Source organism: Mycolicibacterium chitae (assembly GCF_900637205.1).
In the GTDB taxonomy this organism is placed as follows: Bacteria; Actinomycetota; Actinomycetes; order Mycobacteriales; family Mycobacteriaceae; genus Mycobacterium; species Mycobacterium chitae.
Map to the genome: position 1 here is coordinate 1902910 of NZ_LR134355.1, position 22081 is coordinate 1924990.

Consider the following 22081-nt stretch of genomic DNA (forward strand, 5'->3'; position numbering starts at 1 on the left):
GGACTGGACCTCACATCGGCGGCGGTGGCGGCGGGGGTGCGACCGGCGGCGGAGGTGGGGGAGCCGGGGCCGGCGGCGGGGGTGGCGGCGCCAGGGTGATCGGCGGCAGGCCCGGAATCTCGATGATGTTCGGCGGCGGCGTGGCCGGCGGTGGCGGCGCCTCGGGCGGCGGGGGCGGGCCCGAGGGCCGGTCGTAGCGCGGCTGGTACACCGGTGCGGGAGCGATGCCGGTGCTGGTGTTGATGGTGATGATCGAGCGCGGGATGGTCTTGCCCTTCGGCGTGGTCCCCACCACCGTGCCCCGCGACGCCGAGCTGTTGACCGGGGTGGGTTCGTCGGCGACCCGGAAACCGGCGTCGATCAACCGCTTCCGGGCCGCGTCGAGGTTCAGACCGGTCACCGACGGCACCTCGCTGCCGGCGCCGCCGTCGACGTAGCGCGGATCGGTGGGCGGCAACCGCACCGGGCCCAGCTCCTCGGCGATCGGCTTCATCGCGGTGTACCAGGTGCGGGCCGGCTCGTTGCCGCCGTACAGGCTGCCGCCGCCGCACTTGCGCAGCGGGTACGAGCAGATCCCCGACGGGTTGGGGCTGTCGTCGAAAATGTAGGTGGCGGCGGCGTATTGGTTGGTGAAGCCCAGGAAACCCGAGGACCGGTGCGATTCGGTGGTGCCGGTCTTGCCCGACATCGGCAGGGTCCAGCCCACCGAACCCGCTGCCGCCGTGGCGGTTCCGCCGGTGTGGTCCTCGCTGAGCGCGACGGTCAGGGTGTTGGCCAACCCCTCGGGGACGGCCTGCTCGCAGGCCGGGGTCTCCAGCGCCACCTCGCGGCCGTTGCGGTCGAAGATCTTGTCGATCGGCGTCGGCGGGCACCACACCCCGCCGGAGGCCAGCGTCGCCCCGACGTTGGACAGCTCGAGCGCGTTGACCTCCACCGGGCCCAGCGTGAAGGACCCGAGGTTCTGCCGCTTGAGGTACTCGGCGAGGCTCTCGTTGCTGTCCGGGTCGTAGGCCCGCGCGGTGCCCGGTTCGGCGTAGGAGCGCAGCCCCAGCCGCACCGCCATGTCGACGACGGGGGAGACCCCCACCTGCGAAATGAGCTTCGCGAACGCCGTGTTGGGGGACTTGGCCAGCGCGTCGGTGAGATTCATCGGGCTCCGGAAACTGGCCCCGCCGGCGTTGCGCACGCACCACGTCATCTGCGGGCAGCCGGGCGAGGAGCTGCTGCCCAGGCCCTTGCCCTGAAACGTCTGCGGCACATCGAGGTCCGCGTTGATGCCCATCCCCAGATCCAGCGCCGCCGCGGCCGTGAAGATCTTGAAGATGGACCCGGCGCCGTCGCCCACCAGCGAATAGGGCTGCGGCTGGACGGTCTCGTTGCGCTTCAGGTTCAGCCCGTAGGTGCGGTTGTCGACCATCGCCAACACCCGGTGCGCGTCCTTGCCGGGCTGTACGACACTCATCACGCTCGCCACGCCGTCGAGGTCCGGGGCGGCCACCGAGTCGACGCCGCGCTTGACGCTGTCCTGCACCTTGGGATCCAGGGTGGTGCGGATCAGGTAGCCGTTGCGCGCCACGTCCTCCTTGCGCAGCCCGGCGCGCGCCAGATACTGCAGCGCGTACTCGCAGAAGAACGCCCGATCCCGTGCGGCGATGCAGCCCTGCGGCAGCGGCCGCGGATTGGGCAGCACCCCCAGGGGTTCGGCCTTGGCCGCGCGCAGTTCCTCGGCGCGCTCGGGCAGATTGTCGATCAGGGTGTCGAGCACGACGTTGCGGCGCGCCAGCGCACCCTCGGGGTTGGTGTAGGGGTTGAGTGCACTGGTGGACTGCACCATCCCGGCCAGCAGCGCCGCCTGCGGCCAGTTCAGGTCCGCGGCGTTGACCCCGAAGTAGGTGCGCGCCGCGTCCTGCACGCCGAACGCGCCGTTGCCGAACGACACCAGGTTCAGGTAGCGGGTCAGGATCTCCGGCTTGGGCAGCGCCTTGTTCAGCGCCATCGCCGCGCGCATCTCGCGGAGTTTGCGCGCCGGGGTGATCTCGATGGCCGCGCGCCGCTCGGCATCGGTTTGCGCGTCGACCAGGAAGTTGTAGTTCTTGACGTACTGCTGCTCGATGGTCGAGCCGCCGCGGGTGTCCTCGTCGTCGCGCAGATAACCGATCAGACCGGTCAGGGTGCCCTGCACGTCGACACCGTTGTGTTCGGCGAAGCGCTTGTCCTCGATCGAGACGATGGCCAGCTTCATGGTGTCGGCGATCCGCGCGGTCGGCACCGGCCAACGGCGCTGCGCATACAGCCAGGCGATGGGCTTACCGGCGGCGTCGACCATCGTCGTGACGACGGGCACCTCGCCCTGCACCATCTTGGTGGAGTCCTCGCTGACCGAGTCCGAGACGCGCATCGCGACCAGGCCCGCGGCCCCGGCGAACGGGAACACCAACGCGGCCACCAGCAACCCGGCGAGCACGCAGTACAGCGCCAGCTTGGCGACTGTTGCTCGGCGCTGCGGACCCTGGTCGGACATAGCAACCAGCCTAGGCCGTCGGCGATTTGCTGCCGCCCGATTCGGGCCGCGCGCCGCCGTCAACTGGTCGACGACGACCGTGGCGGCAGTCGAGCGCCACGCGGTGACCCGACGGTGGCAACATGGGAGCCACCGAATCGACCCACAGCAGGAGGTGGTCGGACAGTGAGCAGCGCCGCGCCGGGGCGTCCACCGATCAGGCACACCGTGCTGGCCGACACCGACAGCAGTGCCTACCACTCACTGCTGCAGCGTCCGGTGACCCGTGCCGAGCGGTACGCGCTGGGCAAGAGCCTGCGCGACCGGGTGCACCGCCACGAGCTGGCCGCCTGGGAGCCGCCGCCGGATCGCCCCGACCCCATCCGGCTCATCGAGCTCAATCATCATGGCCGCCAACCACACCTGATCCCGGTGCGGGTGGGCCGGATGGCCGCCTCGCCGTACGGCTTCCTGCGGGGCAGCGCCGTGGTGATGGCCGAGGATGTGGCCCGGCTGCCCGCGACCGGCATCACCCCGGTGGTGTGCGGCGACTCACACCTGGGCAACTTCGGGTTCTACGCCTCCCCGGAGCGCGACCTGGTGCTCGACCTCAACGACTTCGACGAGGCCCACCCGGGCGGCTGGGAATGGGACCTGCGCCGGCTGGTCGCCAGCATCTGGGTGGCCGGCCGGCAGAACGGCGCCGCCGAGGACGACTGCGGCGCCGCGGTGCGCTCGTGTGTCACCTCGTATCGGCTCGAGCTGCGCCGGCTGGCCGACGAGCCGCTGTTCTCCCGGTCCTTCACCCGCCTCGACGTCGAGCGGCTGGCGGGGCAGACGGCGCAGTCTCTGGCCGAGGAGGTGCGCCGCTCGGCGCGGCGGGCCCGCAACCGCACCAGTGACCGCGCGCTGCCCCGGTTCACCCAGGAAGTCGACGGGGTGCGCCGCATCGTCGAGGAACCCCCGCTGATCACCCGGCTGCCGGACCGGGAGGCCGAGGCCCTGGCCGTGGCGCTCGACGAGTATCTGCAGACCCTCTCCACGCATTGGCGTCGCGTGCTGGGCGGCTACACGCTGCTGGACGTCGCGCACAAGGTGGTCGGCGTCGGCAGTGTCGGGCTGCGCGCCTATGTCGCGCTACTGGAGGGGTCCTCGCCCGAGGACGTGGTGTTCCTTCAGCTCAAGCAGGCCCGGCGCTCGGTGCTGGCCCGCTACGTGCACGGCGAATCGGCCTGGCACGCGCATCAGGGGCAGCGCGTCGTCGAGTACCAGCAGGCGCTGCAGACGGTCAGCGATCCGCTGCTGGGCTGGACCACCGTCGATGGCCTGCAGTATTACGTGCGCCAGTTCCGCAACATGAAGGGCAGCATCGCCCTGGACTCCATGGACCCCGTCGCGCTCATCGACTACGCCGGTGTCGTCGGCCAACTGCTCGCCAAGGGGCACGCCCGCACCAGTGGCGCGTCGATGATCGCCGGCTACCTGGGCCGCTCGGAGAAGGTCGACGACGCGCTGTGCGAGTTCGCGCGCCGCTACGCCGATCAGACCGAGGCCGACCACGCGGCGCTGCTGGCCGCCGTCGACTCCGGGCGCCTGCCGATCGAACGCGGGGTGTAGGTCGGCCTCAGCGGCGGCCGATCTTCTCCATCAGCAGATTGGCCATGCTGCGCGCCCCCGAGACCGGGTGGAAGGCGCGCGCCGCCGCCGTCAGCGCGGCCTGCGCTTCCGCGCTGAGCTCGATTTCGGCTGCGGCAACGTTGAATTCGAGTTGTTCGACGCTGGAGGCCCCCGGGATGGCGACGACGCCGGGCAGGTGAAGCAGCCAGGCCAGCGCCACCTGCGCGGGTTTGGCGTCGACGTCGTCGGCGACCTGACGCAGCACGTTGAGCAGCGGCTCGATGCGGGCGAGGTTCTCGGTGCCGAACAACGGGTTGGTGGCCCGGATCCCGCCGGGCCGGTTGTTCAGGCCGTACTTGCCGCCGAGCAGGCCCTGGGCCAGCGGGCTGTAGGCGATCACCATCCGGTTGTGTTGCTCGGCGAAGGGCACCAGGTCATCGAGGGGCTGCGGATTGGCCAGGGAGAAGTGCACCTGATTGCTGATCACCGGAAAGCCCAGTGCGGCATCGGCCTTGCGCCAGCGCTCCAGCGTGTAGGTGGAGACGCCGGCCGCACCGATGCGCCCGGTCTCCAGCAGTTCCCGCATTCCCGGCATGATCACCGAATCGGGGACCACCGGGTTGGGCTTGTGGATCTGATACAGCGGGATGGACTCGAGCCGCAGCCGCCGGGCGCTGGCCTCGGCGCGCTGCTTGATGACGGCCGGAAACGGCGCGACGGGGAAGACCTTGCTGGCCACCACGACCTCGGAGCGTTCCTCGCCGAGCGCGTCGGCCAGGATGCGTTCGCTCTTGCCGAACCCGTAGATCTCGGCGGTGTCGAACAGCGTGACGCCGAGTTCGCGGGCTCGCCGCACGATGTCGCGGGCGGCCCCGGCGGCGTAGCCCTCGCCGTAACCCCATTCCCGGGAACCGAATTGCCAGGTGCCCAGTCCGATCCGACTGACCTGACCGAGCCCATCCACCTCGAGGTATTTCATGGCACCACCGTAGGTGATCTCGCGATTTCGGTGCGCTCAGTTGTTCTTGGTCGCGAGCCGGGTGATCGCGCCCTGCGACGGTCGCTGCTTCACCCGCTGCGGCCACCAGAACCACTTGCCCATCAGCGCCGCGATCGCCGGCGTCATGAACGCGCGGATCACCAGCGTGTCGAACATCAGGCCCATGCCGATCGTCGTGCCGATCTGGGCCACGACCACCATCTCGGAGACCATCATCGACATCATCGTGAACGCGAACACCAACCCGGCCGCGGTCACCACCGACCCGGTGCCGCCCATCGCGCGGATGATGCCGGTGTTGATGCCGGCGTGGACCTCTTCCTTGAGGCGGGCGACCAGCAGCAGGTTGTAGTCCGCGCCGACGGCCAACAGCACGATCACCGCCATGGCCATCACCATGAAGTGCAGTTCGATGCCGATCAGGTGCTGCCACACCAACACCGACACGCCGAACGACGCGCCCAGCGACAGCAGCACGGTGCCGACGATGACGGCGGCGGCCACCAGGCTCCTGGTGATCAGCAGCATGATGATGAAGATCAGGCAGATGGCCGAGATGCCGGCGATCAGCAGGTCGTAGTTGTTGCCCTCCTGCATGTCCTTGAACGCCGCGGCGGTGCCGGCGACCTGGATCTTCGAGCCCTCCAGCGGGGTGCCCTTGATGGCCTCCTTGGCGGCCAGCTTGATGCCGTCGATGATCTTGATGCCGTCCGGCGTCAGCGGGTCACCGTCGTGAGAGATGATGAACCGCACCGACTTTCCGTCCGGTGAGATGAAGCTCTCCATGCCGCGCTTGAAGTCCTCGTTGTCGAAGATCTCCGGCGGCAGATAGAACGTGTCGTCGTTCTTGGCGTCGTTGAACGCCCGCGTCATCGCCGTCTGGCCCTCCTGCTGGGCGGCCATCTGGTCCTGCAGACCCTTCTGGGTCTGGTACATCGTCAGCATCGTGGTGCGCATGTTGCGCATCGAGTCGATCTGCGCGGGCAGCAGCGTGATCATCTGCGGCATCAGCTCGTTGAGCCGATCCATGTCCGGCAGCAGTTCCTCCATCTGCGCGGTCATGACGTCGGTGGCGTCGATGGCCTCCATCACCGAGCGCATCGACTGGCACATCGGGATGTTGTAGCAGTGCGGTTCCCAGTGCAGGTAGTTGCGGATCGGCCGGATGAAGTCCTCGAAATCGGAGATGTGGTCCCGCAATTCGACCAGGTTGTCCACCATGGTGTGGGTCTTGCCGACCATGCTGCTGGTGGTCGCCGCCATCTCGGTCATCAGCTCGACCATGCGGTCCATCGTGTCGATGTTGGTCTGCATGTCGTCGGCCTGCACCAGCATGTCGTCGATGCGGTCCATCAGGTACTTGCGGTTCATGTCCATCAAGATCCCGCCCTGACCCATCTGGGCCGGGATGGTGGAGAACTCGAGCGGCTCGCCCTCCGGACGGGTGATGGACTGCACCTCGCCGATGCCCGGCACCCGGAACACCTCCTTGGCGATCTTCTCGATCACCAGGAAGTCGGCCGGGTTGCGCAGATCGCGGTCGGTCTCGATGAGGAGCAACTCGGGGTTCATCCGGGCCGCCGAGAAGTGCCGCTCGGCCGCCGAGAAGCCCTCCTGCGCGGGCAGGTCCTTGGGCAGGTAATTGCGGTCGTTGTAGTTGGTCTGGTAACCCGGCAGGGTCAGCAGCCCGATCAACGACAGCGCGATGGTGGCCAGCAGCACCGGGCCGGGCCAGCGCACCACGATGGTGCCGATGCGGCGCCACATCCGGATCCGCATCGCGCGTTTGGGCTCGAGGATCTTGCCGAAGCGGGTCGCGACGGTGACGATGGCCGGTCCCAGCGTCAACGCGGTGGCGACCACCACGACCATGCCGACGAACATGGGGATGCCCAGGGTCTGGAAGTAGGGCAGCCGGGTGAAGCTCAGACACAGCATGGCCCCGGCGATCGTCATACCGGAGGCCAGCACCACGTGCGCGGTGCCGTGGAACATGTCGTAGTACGCCGACTCGCGGTCCAGGCCGTTGGTGCGGGCCTCCTGATATCGCCCGAATAGGAAGATCGCGTAGTCGGTGGCGGCCGCGACCGCCAAGGTCACCAATAGCTGGGTGGCGAACGTCGAGAGTCCGATGAGTTCGTGATAGCCGAGGAAGGCCACCACCCCGCGGGCCGAGGTGAGGCTCAGCACCACCATGACCAGCGCCAGGACCGTGGTGATGATCGACCGGTACACCAGCAGCAGCATGGTGATGATGACGACGAAGATGACCGACTCGATGACGCGCACGGAGCGATCACCGGAGATCTGCTGATCGTTGGCCAGCGCCGAGCTACCGGTGATGTAGACCGTCAGGCCCGGGGGCGGCTCGAGACCCTCGACCAGTTCGGTGACGGCCTGGACCGACTCGTTGGCCAGCGCCTCGCCCATGTTGCCGGCCAGGTACACCTGCACGTAGGTGGCCTTGCCGTCGGGGCTCTGCGCGCCGGCCTCGGTCAGCGGGTCGCCCCAGAAGTCCTGGACATGTTCGACGTGCTCGGTGTCCGCCTCGAGCTTGTCGATCATGTCGTCGTAGAAGTAGTGCGACGCGTCGTCGAGGGCGTGCTCGTGCTCGAGGACGATCATCGCCGAGCTGTCGGACTTGAACTCCTCGAAGACCTCGCCGACGCGCTTCATGGCGATCACCGACGGGGCGTCGTCCGGGCTCATCGACACCGAGCGCATCTGCCCGACGACCTCGAGCTGCGGCACCGTCATGTTCAGCAGGGCCACGAACGCGACCCAGGCGATGATCACCGGGACGGCGAGGGTGCGCAGCCACTTGGCCAGCCCGCGGCGCTTCTCCTGCTCCGGGGGCGGTGGGGTACCGGGGGGACCGGCGGCCGCGCCGGGGATGATCGCGCTCATGCAGACATCACTGGGCCGCAAACTCCGTGCTGGTGCCGGTATCGGCCATCAGTAAAAAACCACCCGTGGTCGGTCGGGGAATCGCCAGTGCGAATTCGGCACTTCCGGATCTGTTAGTACGACTACTAATACCAGACGGCGGTGCCGACCGGGGCCCTCGGTATGCCGAAACGGCCAGCCCGGACCTCCGCGCACGCGCCGGATCGCCGTCGCAGCCGGGTCGAGTCTAGCCGTCGGTCGTGGTCGCCCGGGACCGTCGCCAGGACCGGTAGCCGCTGCGGGCGGCGAAGACCCCGATGATCGCCATGACGCACCACACGGCGATGGCGGTGTAGGCCAGCGGCGCCGACAGGTCGCCGATCGAGGCGCCGAGCGCGGTGTAGACGAACGCCCGCGGGGCCGAGCCGATGAACGCGCCGACCGCCATCTGCCACAGCGGCACCCCGAACGCGCCGAACCCGTAGGAGGCCAGGGCGTCGGAGACGCCCGGGATGAAGCGCTGGCCGACGACGGCCCACAGGCCGCGCCGCTCGATCTGCGCGTCGAGCCGGTCGGCGCGCTCGGCGCCCAGCAGACCCCGCGCGCTGTCGCGGCCGGCGCGGCGCCCGGCCAGGCTGGCCACGGTCGCGGTGCCCACCGTCGCGCCGAGGGTCACGAAGGTGCCCAGCAGGGGTCCGAACAGGAAGCCGCTGCCGGCAGCGAGGATGGGCCCGGGCACGAAGACCGCCCCCAGCAGTGCCGAGACCACGACGTAGACCAGGGGCGCGGCCGGACCGGTGGAGGCGATGAAGCCACGGACGTCCTCGACGTCGATGACCCGCGCGATGGCCACCGCGTAGAACAACGCGAACAGGAACGCGAAGAACACCAGCAGCCGCACGGCGTGGCGGCGCCGGGACACGGCGGGGGCGTCGTCGGTCATCGGCCGTCATCCTGCCGCACGCTGGAATAACCCGGCGAGTCCGCGGGGTTGTCGCCGACATGGCGACCATGTCGAAGGATCAACGGGAGCAGTATCTGGCCGGCGTGCACGTGGGGGTGATCGCGGTGGAGCGGCCCGACCGGGCCCCGCTGGCGGTGCCCATCTGGTACGGCTACGAGCCGGGCGGCGAGGTGCTGTTGTGGACCGAGCGGGAGTCGATCAAGCACAAGCTGATCGCGGCCGCCGGCCGGTTCGCCATCACCGTCCAGGACGAGCAGCCCCCGTACAAGTACGTCACGGCCGAGGGCGAGGTCACCGGGGTGGAGCCCGCGGCCGACGAGGTGGTCCGCGCCCTCGCGGTGCGCTACCTGGGCGAGGAGGCCGGTGCGGCGTTCGCGACGCAGAACAACACGCCGACGTCGGTGCTCATCCGGATGCGCCCGGCCCGCTGGTTGAGCACGGATTACTCCGCGGAGTGGGTCTGAGGGCTTGCCCCGGCCGCGGGCCGGTCCAGCGCCGCATTGCGGCCGACCAGCCCTCGGTGTCCGCGGCGGTGTCCGCCCAGGCGATGTAGCCGTCCGGGCGGATCAGCACCGCCGGACCCGCGTCGGCGCGTTCGGCCTGCCGCAGCGCACCGGCGACCGGTCGCGTGCCGCGTTCGCGGGCCAGCACGAAGCCGGGGGAGCGTTGTAACTCGGTGAGCCGGGTGCCGACCAACGGGATCGCCGCGGCGCGGCGCCCGATCAGCCCGCGCCGGCCGTAACGCAGCGTGGTGCCCGCGAAACTGCCGGCCACCGCGGCGCGAACCCGCGGGACGCGAAGCAGGTTGGGCACCACCAGATCCCGCAACCAGCGCGCGGGCCGCAGGTGCAGGGTCACCGCGCGCGCCAGCAGCCCGGACTGACGCAGCACCCGCCTGCCGATGGGGTGCCGCTCGCTGTGATAGCTGTCGAGGACGGCCTCGTCGGCGCCGCCGAGCACCGCGTCGATCTTCCAGGCGAGGTTGGCCGCGTCCTGGATTCCGGTGTTCATGCCCTGCCCACCCATCGGCGAGTGCACGTGCGCGGCGTCGCCGGCCAGGAACACCCGGCCGTGCCGGTAGTGCTCGACTTGTCGCTCGTCCGAATGGAATCGGGAGGTCCAGCCGACCTCGGCCACGCCGAAGTCGGCGCCCATGGCCTCGGTGAGGGTGCGTTCGATCTCGGCGCGGGTCACCGGTTCGGAATCGGGCAACTGGTGGCGTCGATCCCACACCATCGCGCGGTACCAGTGCCCGTCGTACGGGGCCAGGAAGCCCAGCACGTTCTCGGTGTTGCCGACGGTCAACCCGCCGCCGGCGGGCCCGTCGATGAGCCGGATGTCGGCCAAGATCATCGACCGCAAGACGGTCTCGCCGGGGAAGTCGGCGCCGACCAGGGCGCGCACGGTGCTGTGCGCGCCGTCGGCCCCGATGAGATACGGCGCCCGCCAGCTCTCCTGGTGTCCGTCGGCCCGGCGGGCGAGCACCGTCACGCCGTGCGCGTCCTGCTCCAGGCCGGTCACCTCGTAGCCGCGCCGAACCTCGGCGCCCTGCTCGGCGGCGTAGCGGGCCAGGGCGGCATCGACCTTGGTCTGCGGCGCGATCATCACGAACGGGTACTGGGACTCCAGCAGGGTCAGGTCCAGGCGTGCGCCCGCGAACAGGGTGACCCCGGGGGCGCGGTGCGAGTCGGCGAGCAGGTCGTCGGCCAGGCCGCGGGCGTCGAGCACCTCGAGGGTGCGGGCCATGGTGGCGAAGGCGCGGCTCGACGGGTTCGCGCTGGGCCAGCGTTCCAGGACGACGACGCGGCGCCCCAGGCGCGCCAGGTCGCCGGCGGCGGTGAGGCCGCTGGGTCCGGCGCCGACGACGACCACGTCGGCATCGTTGCTGATCATGGGGGACTCCCTCCGCGATTCAACGCTTGTTGAATTCCACGGTAGGCGCGCCTGCCGGGGCATGTCAACAGTTGTTGAATAGACTCCGGGGGTGGCCACCAAGACCCGAGATGCCGATGCCACCCGTGCGACGATCCTGGCGACCGCCCGCGCACAGTTCGGCGCGCACGGCTTCGAACGCACGACCATCCGCTCCGTGGCCGCCGCGGCCGAGGTGGATCCCGCGCTGGTGATGCACTACTTCGGCAGCAAGGCCAACCTGTTCGCCGAGGCTTCGCGCCTGGAGATCCCGTTCCCGGACCTGTCCGACACCCCGCCCGACCGCATCGCCGACGCGCTGGTGCCGCTGCTGGAGCAGGTGTGGGGCAGCGACGGCGCGTTCATCCCACTGCTGCGCGCCGCGGCCACCAACAAGGTTGCCGCCGACACGCTGCTGGAGGTTTTTGTCCAGCAGGTGGCGCCGGCTTTGGCTGCGGCGGCCGTCGACCGCCCGGCCGAGCGCGCGGCCCTGGTCGGTTCGCAGGTGCTCGGAATCGTGCTGGCGCGCAACATCGTTGGGGTGCCGCCGCTGGTGGCGATGGACACCGCCGACCTGGTGCAGTGGCTGCGTCCGGTGTTCGCCCGCTATCTCGCAGGCCCCGCGCCGCAGTAGCTACGGCTGCGGATTGTCCCGGTCGTAGCGGGCGAACGACGGCACCCGGCGCGACGCCAGCCAGATCACCACGATCATCGCCGCCCCGCCCGCGAGCACCGGACTCCACAGCGTCACCAGGCTGGCCACCGCACCGGTGACCACATCGCCCACCCGCGGGCCGCCGGTGACGACCAGGGAGAAGATGCTCTGCACCCGGCCGCGCAGCTGATCGGGCACCGCGGCCTGCAGGATGGTCATCCGGAAGATCACCGAAATGCTGTCGGCCACACCGCCGATGGCCAACGTCACCGTCAGGCCAACGATGGCCGCGATGTTCGCCTCGTCCCCGCGCGGGTGCAGCACCGCCAGCAGCAGCACGACGCCGCCGGCCATGATGCTGACGGCGTAGATGTAGGTGACCACCAGGATGGCCCGGCCCTGTCGGCGGACCGACCCGGTCCAACCGGAGAAGAACGATGCCAGCACGGTCCCGAACGCCGAGGCCGCCGACAGCACCCCGACCGTGGCCACCCCGCCGCCCAATGTCACCGCGCCCAGGGCGGGGAACAACACCCGCGGCTGCGCCAGGGCCATCGCGATCAGGTCGAGCTGCAGACTGAACCGCACATTGTGGGCCCGCCGCAGAAATCCCAGGCCGTCGCGGATGGCCTGCAGCGAGGTACCGACCACCGCATCCAGCGGGCGCAGCGCCGGCAGCGTCCAGACCCCCAGAAAGGCCGCGGAATGCAGCAGGACGTCCACCAGGAAAGCGGCCTGGAACCCGCCCGCGCCGACGGCTGCGGCCGCCAGCAGCGGGCCGATGGTGGCCATCAGGCCCATGTTGATGCCGTTGAGCGCGCCGGCGGCCGGCAGCAGGTGTTGCGGCAGCAGCCGCGGAACAATGGCGCGACGGGTGATCCCGCCGATGGTGCCGAACACCGAATTCACCGTGGCCGCAGTGTAAATTAGCCACAGCGAGGTGCCGCCGAGCACCGCGTGTGCCGCCAGTACGGCGATGGCCACCCAGGACACCACGGAGGCCGTCAGCGCGACTTTGCGCCGGTCGAACCGGTCGGCCAGGGTGCCGCCGTAGAGGCCCAGGACGATCATGGGTCCCAGCGCGATCCCGGCGACCAGGGACACCGCGAAGGTGGACCCAGTCAGCGCATAGACCTGCAGCGCCACCGTCACCACGGTCATTTCCTGCCCGATGCTGCCCAGGGTGTTGCCCAGCCACAGCCGGCGGAACGCGGGGCTCTCCCGCAGCGGGGAGAGGTCGAGCAGCAGACGTCGCTTGCGGGTCTGCTCGGCGGGGGCGCTCACCGCGTCATCGTGCTGCCGGCCGGCCTGCTCATGGATCTCCCTCGTCGCGAAAGCATGTCTCGAACTATGTTCTGTAACACAACCGATGGCCCGAGTGGATGATAAAAATTTGTGCTGACGCAAACCCTGTGCGCCACAGCGCTAGTGGGGCATGGTGGGGATCTTCGACTAATGCGCGGGCAGCGCCGCGCTGAACTCGATGACCACCTCGTCGGCCACCTTCATGGACCCCATCGCCATGCTGTACGGCCGGATCCCGAAGTCCTTGTGCGACACCGTGGCGCGGGCGCTGAGCCGACCGTCGGTGACCTCGACCGGCACCTCGATGTCGCGGGTGACGCCGTGCAACGTCAGTGGTCCGGCCAGCCGGTAGCCGGTGTCGGTCGCGGTGATGGTCTGCGCGTCGAATTCGATGGTGGGAAACCGCTTGGCGGACAGGGTCTTCAGCGCGTTGCCGCGGATCAGGGTCTTCTCCGGCCCGGTCAGCGGGGTCAGCCCGCCGGTGCCGCTGAGCACGCGCAACGAGTCCACGTCGACGATCAGGCGGGCGGACGTCGGGGTGTCTCCGTCCCCGGTGACGCTGATCCGCCAGGAGTCCATCGCGATCGTCAGTCGGTGCCCCATCCGGGCGGCGCGCCCGGTGACGCCGGTGAGCAGGGTCAGCGTGCCGTCGTGCTGATCGAGATTCCAGGTGGTCACTCCGACCAACATAGGCGGTGATCAGAAATAGACCACCAGCAGCTGGGCCAACAGCACCTTGAAGATCATCGACACCGGGAACAACACGGCGTAGCCGAGGGCCACCCGCTGGTCGGGCACCCTGTTCATGGCGTAGGCGTACGGGGCCGGGTTCAGCTGGGATCCGGTCAGCCCGCCCAGCGCCCGCGCGGTGCCGTACCCCAGCACGCTGCGCAGACCCACGATGCAGATCAGCGCGTGCACAGCCGAGATCGCACCGCCGAGGATCACCAGCGCGATCCCGTCGGCCTGCAGTGCCTCGACCAGTCCGCCGCCGGCCCCGGTGCCCACCGCCGCGAGAAACACCAACAACGCGAACTGATTCAGCGTATTGGCGACGTTGCCGGGCAGCGTCCACACCACCGGACCGGTGCGCCCGAACGCGCCGAGCACCAGGCCCACGATCAGCGGAGCAGTGGCTGTGCCGAGCACCAGGGTCCCGCCGCCGGGCAGCGGAAGCTCCACGAACGCCAGCAGCAGCCCGATCGTCAGCCCCAGACCCAGACCGATGGCGTTGATGTCGCCGGCGGCGCGTTCCGAATCGCCCAGATCCCTGGTGATTTCGGCCAGCCGGTCGCGCGGGGCCGTCACGCGGAGCCGGTCGCCGCTCTGCAGGATCAGGTCCGGGCCGGCGATAATGTCGACGTCGCCGCGGCGGACCCGGCTGACCACCGCGTCGAAGCGTTCCTCCATCCGCAGCTCGTGCAGCTCGCGTCCGATGTAGTCGGAGTTGGACAGCGTGATGCGGCGAAAGTCGATGCTGCGGCGGTCCAGCCAAGGTTCATGGGTGGCGGCCCGGCCCAGCTCGTTGACCAGCCGGTCGGCGACGTCCTCGCGCGCGGTGATGGTGAGCAGATCCCCGGCGACCAGGCGCTCGGCCTCGTGCGCGACGACGGTCCGTCCGTCGCGGGTCAGCCGGGACACCACCGTCTCGTAGCGCGATTCCAGGCCGTGCACGCTCAGGTTCGGATCGCCGAGCAGTTCCAGCGTGCGCACCACGATGGGCGGCATCGTCTCGCGGTCCTCGGCCGTCGGCTTGCGGCGCCCGGCGCCGACCAGGTACGAGCAGGCCAGGATGGTGAGGAACACGGTGATCGGATAGGCCACGGCGTAACCGATCGCCGGTTCGATCGGGATGGTCCCGCCGTCGGCGAGCTGCTGCTGGGTGGCGCCGAGCGCGGCGGTGGCCGTGCCCGCACCGGAGAACGCGCCCGCGATGGTGCCGATGTCGAAGCCGAGGGCGCGGCCCACGCCCAGGGCGGCGCCCGCCATCGCGATGATGGCGACGACCGACACCACCACCGGCTTCCAACCCGTGCGCAGCGCGTTGATGAACGACGGGCCGGCCGCGATACCCACCACGTAGCAGAACAGGCACAACGACAGCGTGGTGACGATCGGCGGCAGGCTGACGTCGGGCTCGGCGGCCGCGAGCGCCAGCGCCACGAACAGCGCGCCGGCCGGGCCGAACGACACCGGTCCGAACCGGATACGCCCGAACAGGCTGCCGACCCCGACGCAGAAGAACAGGGTCAGGAGGGGGCTGTCAATGAACCGTTCAAGGAACCAATCAAGGAACCCTTGCATGGCCACTCCCGGTCGGCGTACCGCTGCGCGTCGTCAGAGGTGATTATGATCTTTCGGTTGTCGGTATTTGCAGGTTTGTCGTCGAATGGGGATGAGATGACGTCACAGGTAGAACAGCGCGAATTCCAGGCCGAGGCCCGCCAACTGCTGGATCTGATGATCCACTCGGTGTACTCCAACAAGGACTCGTTCCTGCGCGAGTTGATCTCGAACGCGTCCGACGCGCTGGACAAGCTGCGGATCGAGGCGCTGCGCAACAAGGACCTCGACGTCGACACGTCCGATCTGCACATCGAACTCGAGGTCGATCAGGGCCCGCCGCGCGTCCTGACCATCCGGGACAACGGCATCGGCATGACGCGCGAGGAGGTTGTCGACCTGATCGGCACGCTCGCCAAGTCCGGCACGGGCGAGCTGCGGCAGAAGCTGCGGGAGGCCAACTCGGCCGACACCTCCGAGGAGCTGATCGGCCAGTTCGGCATCGGCTTCTACTCGACGTTCATGGTGGCCGACAAGGTCGAGTTGCTCACCCGCAAGGCCGGGGAGAGCGCCGCGACCCGGTGGACCTCCAGCGGGGACGGCACCTACACCGTCGAGACCGTCGACGACGCGCCGCAGGGCACGTCGGTGACCCTGCACCTCAAGGCCGAGGACGCCGAGGATCAACTGCACGACTACACCTCGGAGTGGAAGCTCCGGGAACTGGTGAAGAAGTACTCCGACTTCATCGCCTGGCCCATCCGGATGCAGGTCGAGCGGCGCACCCCGCCCGCCGAGGAGGGCGGCGAGGAGCAGGTCACCATCGAAACCCAGACGCTGAACTCCATGAAGGCGCTGTGGGCCCGGGACAAGTCCGAGGTCTCCGAGGACGAGTACAAGGAGTTCTACAAGCACATCGCCCACGCCTGGGACGACCCGCTCGAGGTCATCTCGATGAAGGCCGAGGGCACCTTCTCCTATCAGGCGCTGCTGTTCATCCCGTCGCACGCGCCGTTCGACCTGTTCAGCCGCGACGCCAAGGTCGGCGTGCAGCTCTACGTCAAGCGGGTCTTCGTGATGGCCGACTGCGAGCAGCTGATCCCGCCGTACCTGCGGTTCGTCAAGGGCGTCGTGGACGCCGAGGACATGTCGCTCAACGTGTCTCGCGAAATCCTGCAGCAGGATCGGCAGCTCACCGCGATCCGGCGCCGGCTGACCAAGAAGGTGCTGTCGGTGATCAAGAGCCTGCAGTCCGAGCGGCCGCAGGACTACGCCACGCTGTGGACGCAGTTCGGCTCGGTCCTCAAGGAGGGCCTGATGTCGGACTTCGACAATCAGGAGACGCTGCTGGGCATCGCGTCGTTCGACTCCACGCACGACGACACCGAACGCACCACGCTGGCCGGGTACGTCGAGCGGATGAAGGACGGTCAGGAGCAGATCTTCTACGCCACCGGGCAGTCCCGCGAGCAGCTGCTGGCCTCACCGCATCTCGAGGCGTTCAAGGCCAAGGGCTACGAGGTGCTGCTGCTCACCGACCCGGTCGACGAGGTCTGGACCGGCACGGTGCACGAGTTCGACGGCAAGCCGCTGCAGTCGGTGGCCAAGGGCGAGGTGGACCTGGACTCCGAGGAGGAGAAGGCCGAACACGAGGCCGAGCGCCAAGAGGCCGAGCGGGACTTCGCCGACCTGCTGGCCTGGCTGCAGGAGACGCTGGACGACCACGTCAAGGAGGTCCGGCTCTCGACCCGGCTGACCGAGTCGCCGGCCTGCCTGATCACCGACAACTTCGGGATGACCCCGGCGCTGGCGCGCATGTACCGGGCCTCCGGGCAGGAGGTCCCGGTGGGCAAGCGGATCCTCGAACTCAACCCGAAGCATCCGCTTGTGCTGGGGCTGCAGAAGGCGCACACGGACGGCGGCGACGAGGCGCATGGGCAGCGGCTCGCCGACACGGCCGAATTGCTCTACGGCACGGCGCTTCTGGCCGAGGGGGACATCCCCGAGGACCCGGCCAAGTTCGCGGCGCTGCTCGCGCAGCGGTTGACCAGCACCGTGTAGCTGGGATCAGACCCCCACCAGCGCGTCGATCCAACCGCGCGCGAAGTAGAGCAGGAACCCGACGGCCACGATCCACAGCAGCGGGCTGATCTCGCGGGCCTTGCCGGACGCCGAGCGGACCACCACCCAGGCGATGAACCCGACGCCGATGCCGTTGGCAATCGAGTAGCTCAGCGGCATCACCGCGACGGTGAGCACCACCGGCAGCGCCACCGAGAAGTCCGAGAAGTCGATCTCGCGCAGGTTCGCGGCCATCATGGCCCCGACGATCACCAGCGCGGCGGTGGCCACCTCGGACGGCACGATCGCGGCCAACGGCGTCAAAAACATTGCCGCCAGGAACAATCCGCCGGTCACCACGCTGGCCAGGCCGGTGCGCGCACCCTCGCCGATGCCGGCCCCGGACTCGACGAACACCGTGTTCGACGACGACGACGACGCCCCGCCGACCACCGCGCCGGCACCCTCGACCACCAGCGCCGCGCGCAGCCGCGGGAAGTTGCCGCGCTCGTCGGCCAGCCCGGCCTGCCGGGACAACCCGGTGAAGGTGCCCATGGCGTCGAAGAAGTTGGTGAACACCAGCGTGAACACCAGCATCACCGCGGCCAGGATGCCGATCCGCCCGACGCTGTCGAAGCTGAACTCGCCGATCAGCGCCAGATCGGGCATGGAGAACGGCGACCCGGACAGCGTGGGCACCGACAGTCCCCAGCCGCCGGGGTTCTCGGTCGCCGACCCCAGGTGCCAGATCGCCTCGATCACCACGGCCACGACGGTGCCGGCGGTCAGCCCGATCAGGATGGCGCCGCGCACCTTTCGGGCCACCAGGATCCCGGTGAGCAGCAGCGTCAGGACGAACACCACCGTCGGCACGCTGTCGATGGAGCCGGCGCCGTCGCGGCCCAGGCCGACCGGGGGAGAGGGCCGGCCGGTGGAGCCGACGAAGCCGGCGTCGACGAGGCCGATGAACAGGATGAACAGCCCGATGCCGGCGGTGATCCCGAGCTTGAGCGGCATGGGCACCGCCTCGAAGATCAGCCGGCGCAGGCCGGTGACCGCCAGCAGCACGATGATCAGGCCGTTGATGACCACCAGGCCCATCGCCTCGGGCCAGGTCACCACGCCCACGATCGAGGACGCCAAGAACGAGTTGATGCCCAGCCCGGCCGCGAACGCGAACGGCAGCCGCGCCACCACCCCGAACACGATGGTCATCACGCCGGCTGCCAGCGACGTCACCGCGGAGACCTGGGTGAACCCGAGCTCGTTGCCCGCGACGTCGGCGGTGCCGGACAGGATGATCGGGTTCAGCACGATGATGTAGGCCATCGCGATGAAAGTGACGACGCCACCGCGGAGTTCACCGGCGACCGTCGAGCCGCGCGAGGTGATCTCGAAGAACCTGTCGAGTCGGGTCACGGGTCGACCTTACGGCCTGGGCGGCCGCGGGGCGCGGGGTCGGGCGCTATGGCGCTTCGACCGTGCTGGCCGCGGCGGCGAGGTCGCCGACCAGCGGCACGGCCTCCAGCCGGACGGCCACCCCGTTGAGCACCGACATTCCCGCGAGCACCTCGAGGTCCTCGGCCCGGTTGGACGTCAGTTCGTTGACGTTGACGCCCGGGTTGGCGTTGGCCAACCGCCAGCCGCCGCCGCGGTGCCCCCAGCCCTGCGGGATCGCGACGGTGCCGGGGCCGATCTCGTCGGTGATCAGCACCTCGGTCTCCACGGCGCCGTCGACCGACACCACGCGGACCCGGCCGCCGTCGCGCAGGCCCGCCGCCTCGGCATCGCGCGGATGGATCCGCGCCCGGTGCCGGCGGTCGCCCTTCATCAGGGTGGGGCTGTTGTGCATCCAGCTGTTCTGCGACTTCAGCTCGCGGATGCCGATGGCCAGCAACGGGAACTCGGCGGTGGTGGCGGGCGCATGTCCCAGCCGACCGATCTCGGCGACAATCTGCTCGGGATCCAGCCGCACCTTGCCGCCCTTGTGCCGCACCGCCTTGTGCAGCACGCCGTGCGGGGCGTGTTCGGCGAGCAGGATGCCGTGCGGATGTTGTTGCAGTTTCTTCAGATTCAGACCGCTCCGGCGCAGGCCGAACCGGTCGCCGTAGGGACCGGTGCGCAGCAGCAGATCCATCATCCGTCGGGGGGTGAATCGCAGGCCGCGCCGTTCGAACCAGTGCAGCACCGGGTTGAGCTTCTCCATCGCCCCGGCCGCCAGCATGGAGACCCCCATCCGGGTGGCCAACTCCTGGAACACCTCCCACTCCTGCCGGGCCTGCCCGTAGGGCTTGACCACGGCCTCGGTGGACTGGATGTACACCGACGGGCAGCAGGCCGCGAACGCCATCGGCAGGTCGTCGCGCTCGAGCATGGTGGTGCTCGGCAGGATGTAGTGCGCGTGCCGGTTGGTCTCGTTGACGTAGAAGTCCAGCGACACAAGAAGATCCAGCTTGCCCAGCGCGTCGTCGAGGGCGGTGCTGTTGGGCACCGAGAGCACCGGGTTGCCGGCCAGCACGAACAGCGCGCGGAGTTGCCCGGGGCCCGGGGTGGTGATCTCGTCGGCCATGACGGCGGCGGGGAACGTGTTGTGCACGGCCGGGAAGTTTCCGATCCGGGAGCGTTTGGTGTCGTAGTCGAACGCGCCGGTCTTCTCGCCCATGTCCTCCAGCGGGATCACGGTGTGCGACATCAGGCTGCCGCCGGGGGCGTCCAGGTTGCCGCTGACCACGTTGAGCGCGTCGATCAGGAAGCTCACCAGGGTGCCGTGATGCCCCAGGCAGGCGCCCGTGCGGCCGTAGGCGACCGCGGTCCGGGCGGTGCAGAAGTCGCGGGCCAGCGCCCGGACGACGTCGGCGGGCACGCCGGTGCGGGCCGCGGTGTCCTCGGGCGGGAAATCGGCGCACAACGCCCGCAGGGTCTCGGCCCCGGTGGACTGCGCGGCGATGGCGCGCCGATCCTCGAGGCCCTCGGCGAAGACGACCTGCAGCACCGACAGCAGCAGCCAGGCATCGGAGTCCGGTCGGACCTCGACATGCTCGTAGGCCGCGGCGGTCTCGGTGCGACGGGGGTCGACGACCACGACCCGCCCGCCGCGTTTGACGATGCCCGCCAGGTCGTCGCGGACCCGCGGCACGCGCAGCGCGCTGCCGTGTGAGATCAGCGGGTTGGCGCCGAGCATGAACAGGAAGTCGGTGCGGGGCAGGTCCGGGAACGGCAGCTGGGTGGCCGCCCCGTAGAGCAGGGCGGAGGCGACATACCGGCTGTTGATGTCCTGCGAGCCGGCCGAATACAGGTGGTTGGCGCCGATGCGCTTCATGAAGAACCCGGACCAGATGCTGGCCGCGTAGCCGAACGCCGCCGGGTTGCCGAAGTACTGGCCGACCGCGGCACCGCCGTGCTCGGCCAGCATGCGGGTCAGGCGCGCGGCGATGTCGTCGAGTGCGACATCCCAGGACACCGGTTCGAAGCCGCCGTCGGGCCGGCGGCGCAACGGGGTCAGCACCCGGTCGGGATCGTTCTGCACCTCGGTGAACGCGATGCCCTTGGGGCAGGCGCGGCCCCGGGACAGCGGGTGGTCGTGATCCGGGCGCAGCGACACCAGGCGGTCGTTCTCGACCGTGGCGATCAGGCCGCACATCGGCTCACAGATCCGGCAGTAGGTGACCTTCTGTTCGGTGGGCACAATCGCCCCAATCTTCTCCGGGTCCGCAGGCTGCGAACGGGCTTACCGTAACGATCACGATAACTGCCCGCGGGCCGTCGTACCCTGCAGTTGGGCTATCCGATGGCGGCGACCGGCTGGGCCACGGGCAGCGCCGGCGGCAGCGCGGCGGGCAGCGCCGGGGCGGCCGGTGCCGCGGCCGGGGGCGGCAGCGCTCCGGGCAGGCCCGGCGCGGGCGCGGGCGCGGGGGCGGGCAGCGGCGCCGGGGTGGGCGTGGTCAGGATGCGCACCAGGTCGGGCTTCATGGCCTGCAGCTGCGAACCCCAGTAGCCCCAGCTGTGGGTGCCGTTGGTGGGGAATTGGAACACCGCGTTGCGGCCCCCGGCGGCCAGGTAGCGCTGCTGAAAGTCCTTGTTGGTGCTCGCGGTGATGTTCTCCAGGTACTGCGCGCTGAAGTTGGTGCCGAAGTCGTTGCCGCTGTCGAGGTCCGACGGGGTGCCGTTGCCGCAGTAGATCCACAGCGCGGTCCGGTTGGCCACCAGCCGGTTGATGTTGACCATCGGGTCGTTGCGCTTCCAGGCGACATCGCCGGCCGGACCCCACATGTCCACCGAGTTGTAGCCGCCGGCATCCTTCATCGCGAGCCCGATCAGGGTGGGCCACAGGCCGTTCGACGGATTCAGGAAGCCGGACAGCGAACTGGCGAAGATGAACTGCTGCGGATGCCAGATGGCCAGGGTCAGCGCGGCCCCGCCGGCCATCGACAGCCCGACGACCGCGTTGCCGGTGGGGTCCTGGCCCCGGTTGGCGGCCAGCCACGCCGGAAGTTCCTGGGTCAGAAAGGTTTCCCACTTGTAGGTGCTGGTGCCGGCGGTCCCGGCCGCGGGGCGGTACCAGTCGGTGTAGAAGCTGGACTGGCCGCCGACGGGCATCACCACCGAGATCCCGGAGCCGTTGAACCAGTCGAACGCGGCGGTGTTGATGTTCCAGCCGTTGGAGTCCTCCTGGGCGCGCAGGCCGTCGAGCAGGTACACCGAGTGCGGTCCGCCGCCGAGGAATTCGACGCGGATGTTGCGGCCCATCGAGGGCGACGGCACATCGAGCAGTTCGATGGCCACCTGCGAGGCGGCCCGGGACTGCGGGGCGGGCCCGACGATGAGGAACATCGCAGTCAACATCGCCGCCAACAGGGTGGCGGTGGCCATGCGGGTCGTGGTCCTGAGTGCGTCCGTCAC

General features: G+C 69.5%; 15 protein-coding genes. 4 read left to right on the forward strand and 11 right to left on the reverse strand.

Features of this window, described 5'->3' with window-relative positions; genetic code table 11:
- Positions 1-10 precede the first annotated feature (10 nt).
- A complete protein-coding gene (ponA2, locus tag EL338_RS08995; protein ID WP_163792090.1) occupies positions 11-2521 on the reverse strand; it encodes a transglycosylase/D,D-transpeptidase PonA2 in 2511 nt (836 codons plus the stop codon).
- A 165-nt stretch (positions 2522-2686) separates the two neighbouring features.
- On the opposite strand from ponA2, the gene EL338_RS09000 reads away from it, so the two are divergent.
- Positions 2687-4117, forward strand: a complete 1431-nt coding sequence (locus tag EL338_RS09000; RefSeq protein WP_126333449.1) for a DUF2252 domain-containing protein — start codon at positions 2687-2689, stop codon at positions 4115-4117.
- 7 nt (positions 4118-4124) lie between these two features.
- On the opposite strand, the gene EL338_RS09005 is transcribed toward EL338_RS09000, so the two are convergent.
- From EL338_RS09005 to EL338_RS09015, 3 genes are all read right to left on the reverse strand, one after another.
- Positions 4125-5096: an aldo/keto reductase gene (locus tag EL338_RS09005; protein ID WP_126333450.1), complete on the reverse strand. Its 972-nt coding sequence runs from the start codon at positions 5094-5096 to the stop codon at positions 4125-4127.
- 36 nt (positions 5097-5132) lie between these two features.
- A complete protein-coding gene (locus EL338_RS09010; RefSeq protein WP_126333451.1) occupies positions 5133-8024 on the reverse strand; it encodes an MMPL/RND family transporter in 2892 nt (963 codons plus the stop codon).
- Between the two features lie 226 nt (positions 8025-8250).
- Positions 8251-8946: a TVP38/TMEM64 family protein gene (locus EL338_RS09015; RefSeq protein ID WP_126333452.1), complete on the reverse strand. Its 696-nt coding sequence runs from the start codon at positions 8944-8946 to the stop codon at positions 8251-8253.
- A gap of 59 nt (positions 8947-9005) precedes the next feature.
- Between EL338_RS09015 and EL338_RS09020 the strand changes: the two genes are divergently transcribed.
- Positions 9006-9431, forward strand: coding sequence for a pyridoxamine 5'-phosphate oxidase family protein (locus EL338_RS09020; RefSeq protein ID WP_179967182.1), 426 nt, complete (start codon positions 9006-9008; stop codon positions 9429-9431).
- On the opposite strand, the gene EL338_RS09025 is transcribed toward EL338_RS09020, so the two are convergent.
- On the reverse strand, positions 9373-10860 hold the full coding sequence (locus tag EL338_RS09025) for an FAD-dependent oxidoreductase (protein ID WP_126333453.1): 1488 nt from the start codon (positions 10858-10860) through the stop codon (positions 9373-9375). The genes EL338_RS09020 and EL338_RS09025 overlap by 59 nt on opposite strands.
- 91 nt (positions 10861-10951) lie before the next feature.
- On the opposite strand from EL338_RS09025, the gene EL338_RS09030 reads away from it, so the two are divergent.
- Positions 10952-11512: a TetR/AcrR family transcriptional regulator gene (locus tag EL338_RS09030; protein WP_126333454.1), complete on the forward strand. Its 561-nt coding sequence runs from the start codon at positions 10952-10954 to the stop codon at positions 11510-11512.
- Here the strand turns inward: EL338_RS09030 and EL338_RS09035 are convergent, their stop codons facing one another.
- The 3 genes from EL338_RS09035 to EL338_RS09045 form a co-directional block, all read right to left on the reverse strand.
- Positions 11513-12817, reverse strand: coding sequence for an MFS transporter (locus EL338_RS09035; RefSeq protein ID WP_126333455.1), 1305 nt, complete (start codon positions 12815-12817; stop codon positions 11513-11515). It lies immediately after the preceding gene.
- A gap of 168 nt (positions 12818-12985) precedes the next feature.
- Entirely contained in the window at positions 12986-13516 is a 531-nt protein-coding gene (locus EL338_RS09040; RefSeq protein WP_163792092.1) for a YceI family protein, read from the reverse strand.
- Between the two features lie 21 nt (positions 13517-13537).
- Positions 13538-15142 carry an aspartate-alanine antiporter-like transporter gene (locus EL338_RS09045; RefSeq protein WP_126333457.1) on the reverse strand — a complete coding sequence of 535 codons (1605 nt, stop codon included), beginning with the start codon at positions 15140-15142 and terminating at the stop codon, positions 13538-13540.
- Positions 15143-15238: 96 nt separating this feature from the next.
- On the opposite strand from EL338_RS09045, the gene htpG reads away from it, so the two are divergent.
- Entirely contained in the window at positions 15239-17182 is a 1944-nt protein-coding gene (gene htpG, locus EL338_RS09050) for a molecular chaperone HtpG (RefSeq protein WP_126333458.1), read from the forward strand.
- Between the two features lie 6 nt (positions 17183-17188).
- On the opposite strand, the gene EL338_RS09055 is transcribed toward htpG, so the two are convergent.
- The 3 genes from EL338_RS09055 to EL338_RS09065 all read right to left on the reverse strand — a co-directional run bounded on the left by EL338_RS09055 (position 17189) and on the right by EL338_RS09065 (position 22012).
- Positions 17189-18601 (reverse strand): NCS2 family permease, encoded by a 1413-nt coding sequence (locus tag EL338_RS09055; protein ID WP_126333459.1) that lies wholly within the window; start codon positions 18599-18601, stop codon positions 17189-17191.
- A 46-nt stretch (positions 18602-18647) separates the two neighbouring features.
- Positions 18648-20822 carry a molybdopterin-dependent oxidoreductase gene (locus EL338_RS09060; protein ID WP_435404928.1) on the reverse strand — a complete coding sequence of 725 codons (2175 nt, stop codon included), beginning with the start codon at positions 20820-20822 and terminating at the stop codon, positions 18648-18650.
- Between the two features lie 140 nt (positions 20823-20962).
- Positions 20963-22012, reverse strand: a complete 1050-nt coding sequence (locus EL338_RS09065; RefSeq protein ID WP_235666493.1) for an esterase family protein — start codon at positions 22010-22012, stop codon at positions 20963-20965.
- Positions 22013-22081: the final 69 nt, after the last annotated feature.

Excerpts from the sequence above, each read along its gene's own strand:
- ponA2 (WP_163792090.1), bottom strand. The coding sequence starts at position 2,521 with ATGTCCGACCAGGGTCCGCAGCGCCGAGCAACAGTCGCCAAGCTGGCG.
- EL338_RS09005 (WP_126333450.1), bottom strand. The coding sequence starts at position 5,096 with ATGAAATACCTCGAGGTGGATGGGCTCGGTCAGGTCAGTCGGATCGGA.
- EL338_RS09010 (WP_126333451.1), bottom strand. The coding sequence starts at position 8,024 with ATGAGCGCGATCATCCCCGGCGCGGCCGCCGGTCCCCCCGGTACCCCA.
- EL338_RS09015 (WP_126333452.1), bottom strand. The coding sequence starts at position 8,946 with ATGACCGACGACGCCCCCGCCGTGTCCCGGCGCCGCCACGCCGTGCGG.
- EL338_RS09020 (WP_179967182.1), top strand. The coding sequence starts at position 9,006 with ATGGCGACCATGTCGAAGGATCAACGGGAGCAGTATCTGGCCGGCGTG.
- EL338_RS09025 (WP_126333453.1), bottom strand. The coding sequence starts at position 10,860 with ATGATCAGCAACGATGCCGACGTGGTCGTCGTCGGCGCCGGACCCAGC.
- EL338_RS09045 (WP_126333457.1), bottom strand. The coding sequence starts at position 15,142 with ATGCAAGGGTTCCTTGATTGGTTCCTTGAACGGTTCATTGACAGCCCC.
- htpG (WP_126333458.1), top strand. The coding sequence starts at position 15,239 with ATGACGTCACAGGTAGAACAGCGCGAATTCCAGGCCGAGGCCCGCCAA.
- EL338_RS09060 (WP_435404928.1), bottom strand. The coding sequence starts at position 20,822 with ATGTGCGGCCTGATCGCCACGGTCGAGAACGACCGCCTGGTGTCGCTG.
- EL338_RS09065 (WP_235666493.1), bottom strand. The coding sequence starts at position 22,012 with ATGTTCCTCATCGTCGGGCCCGCCCCGCAGTCCCGGGCCGCCTCGCAG.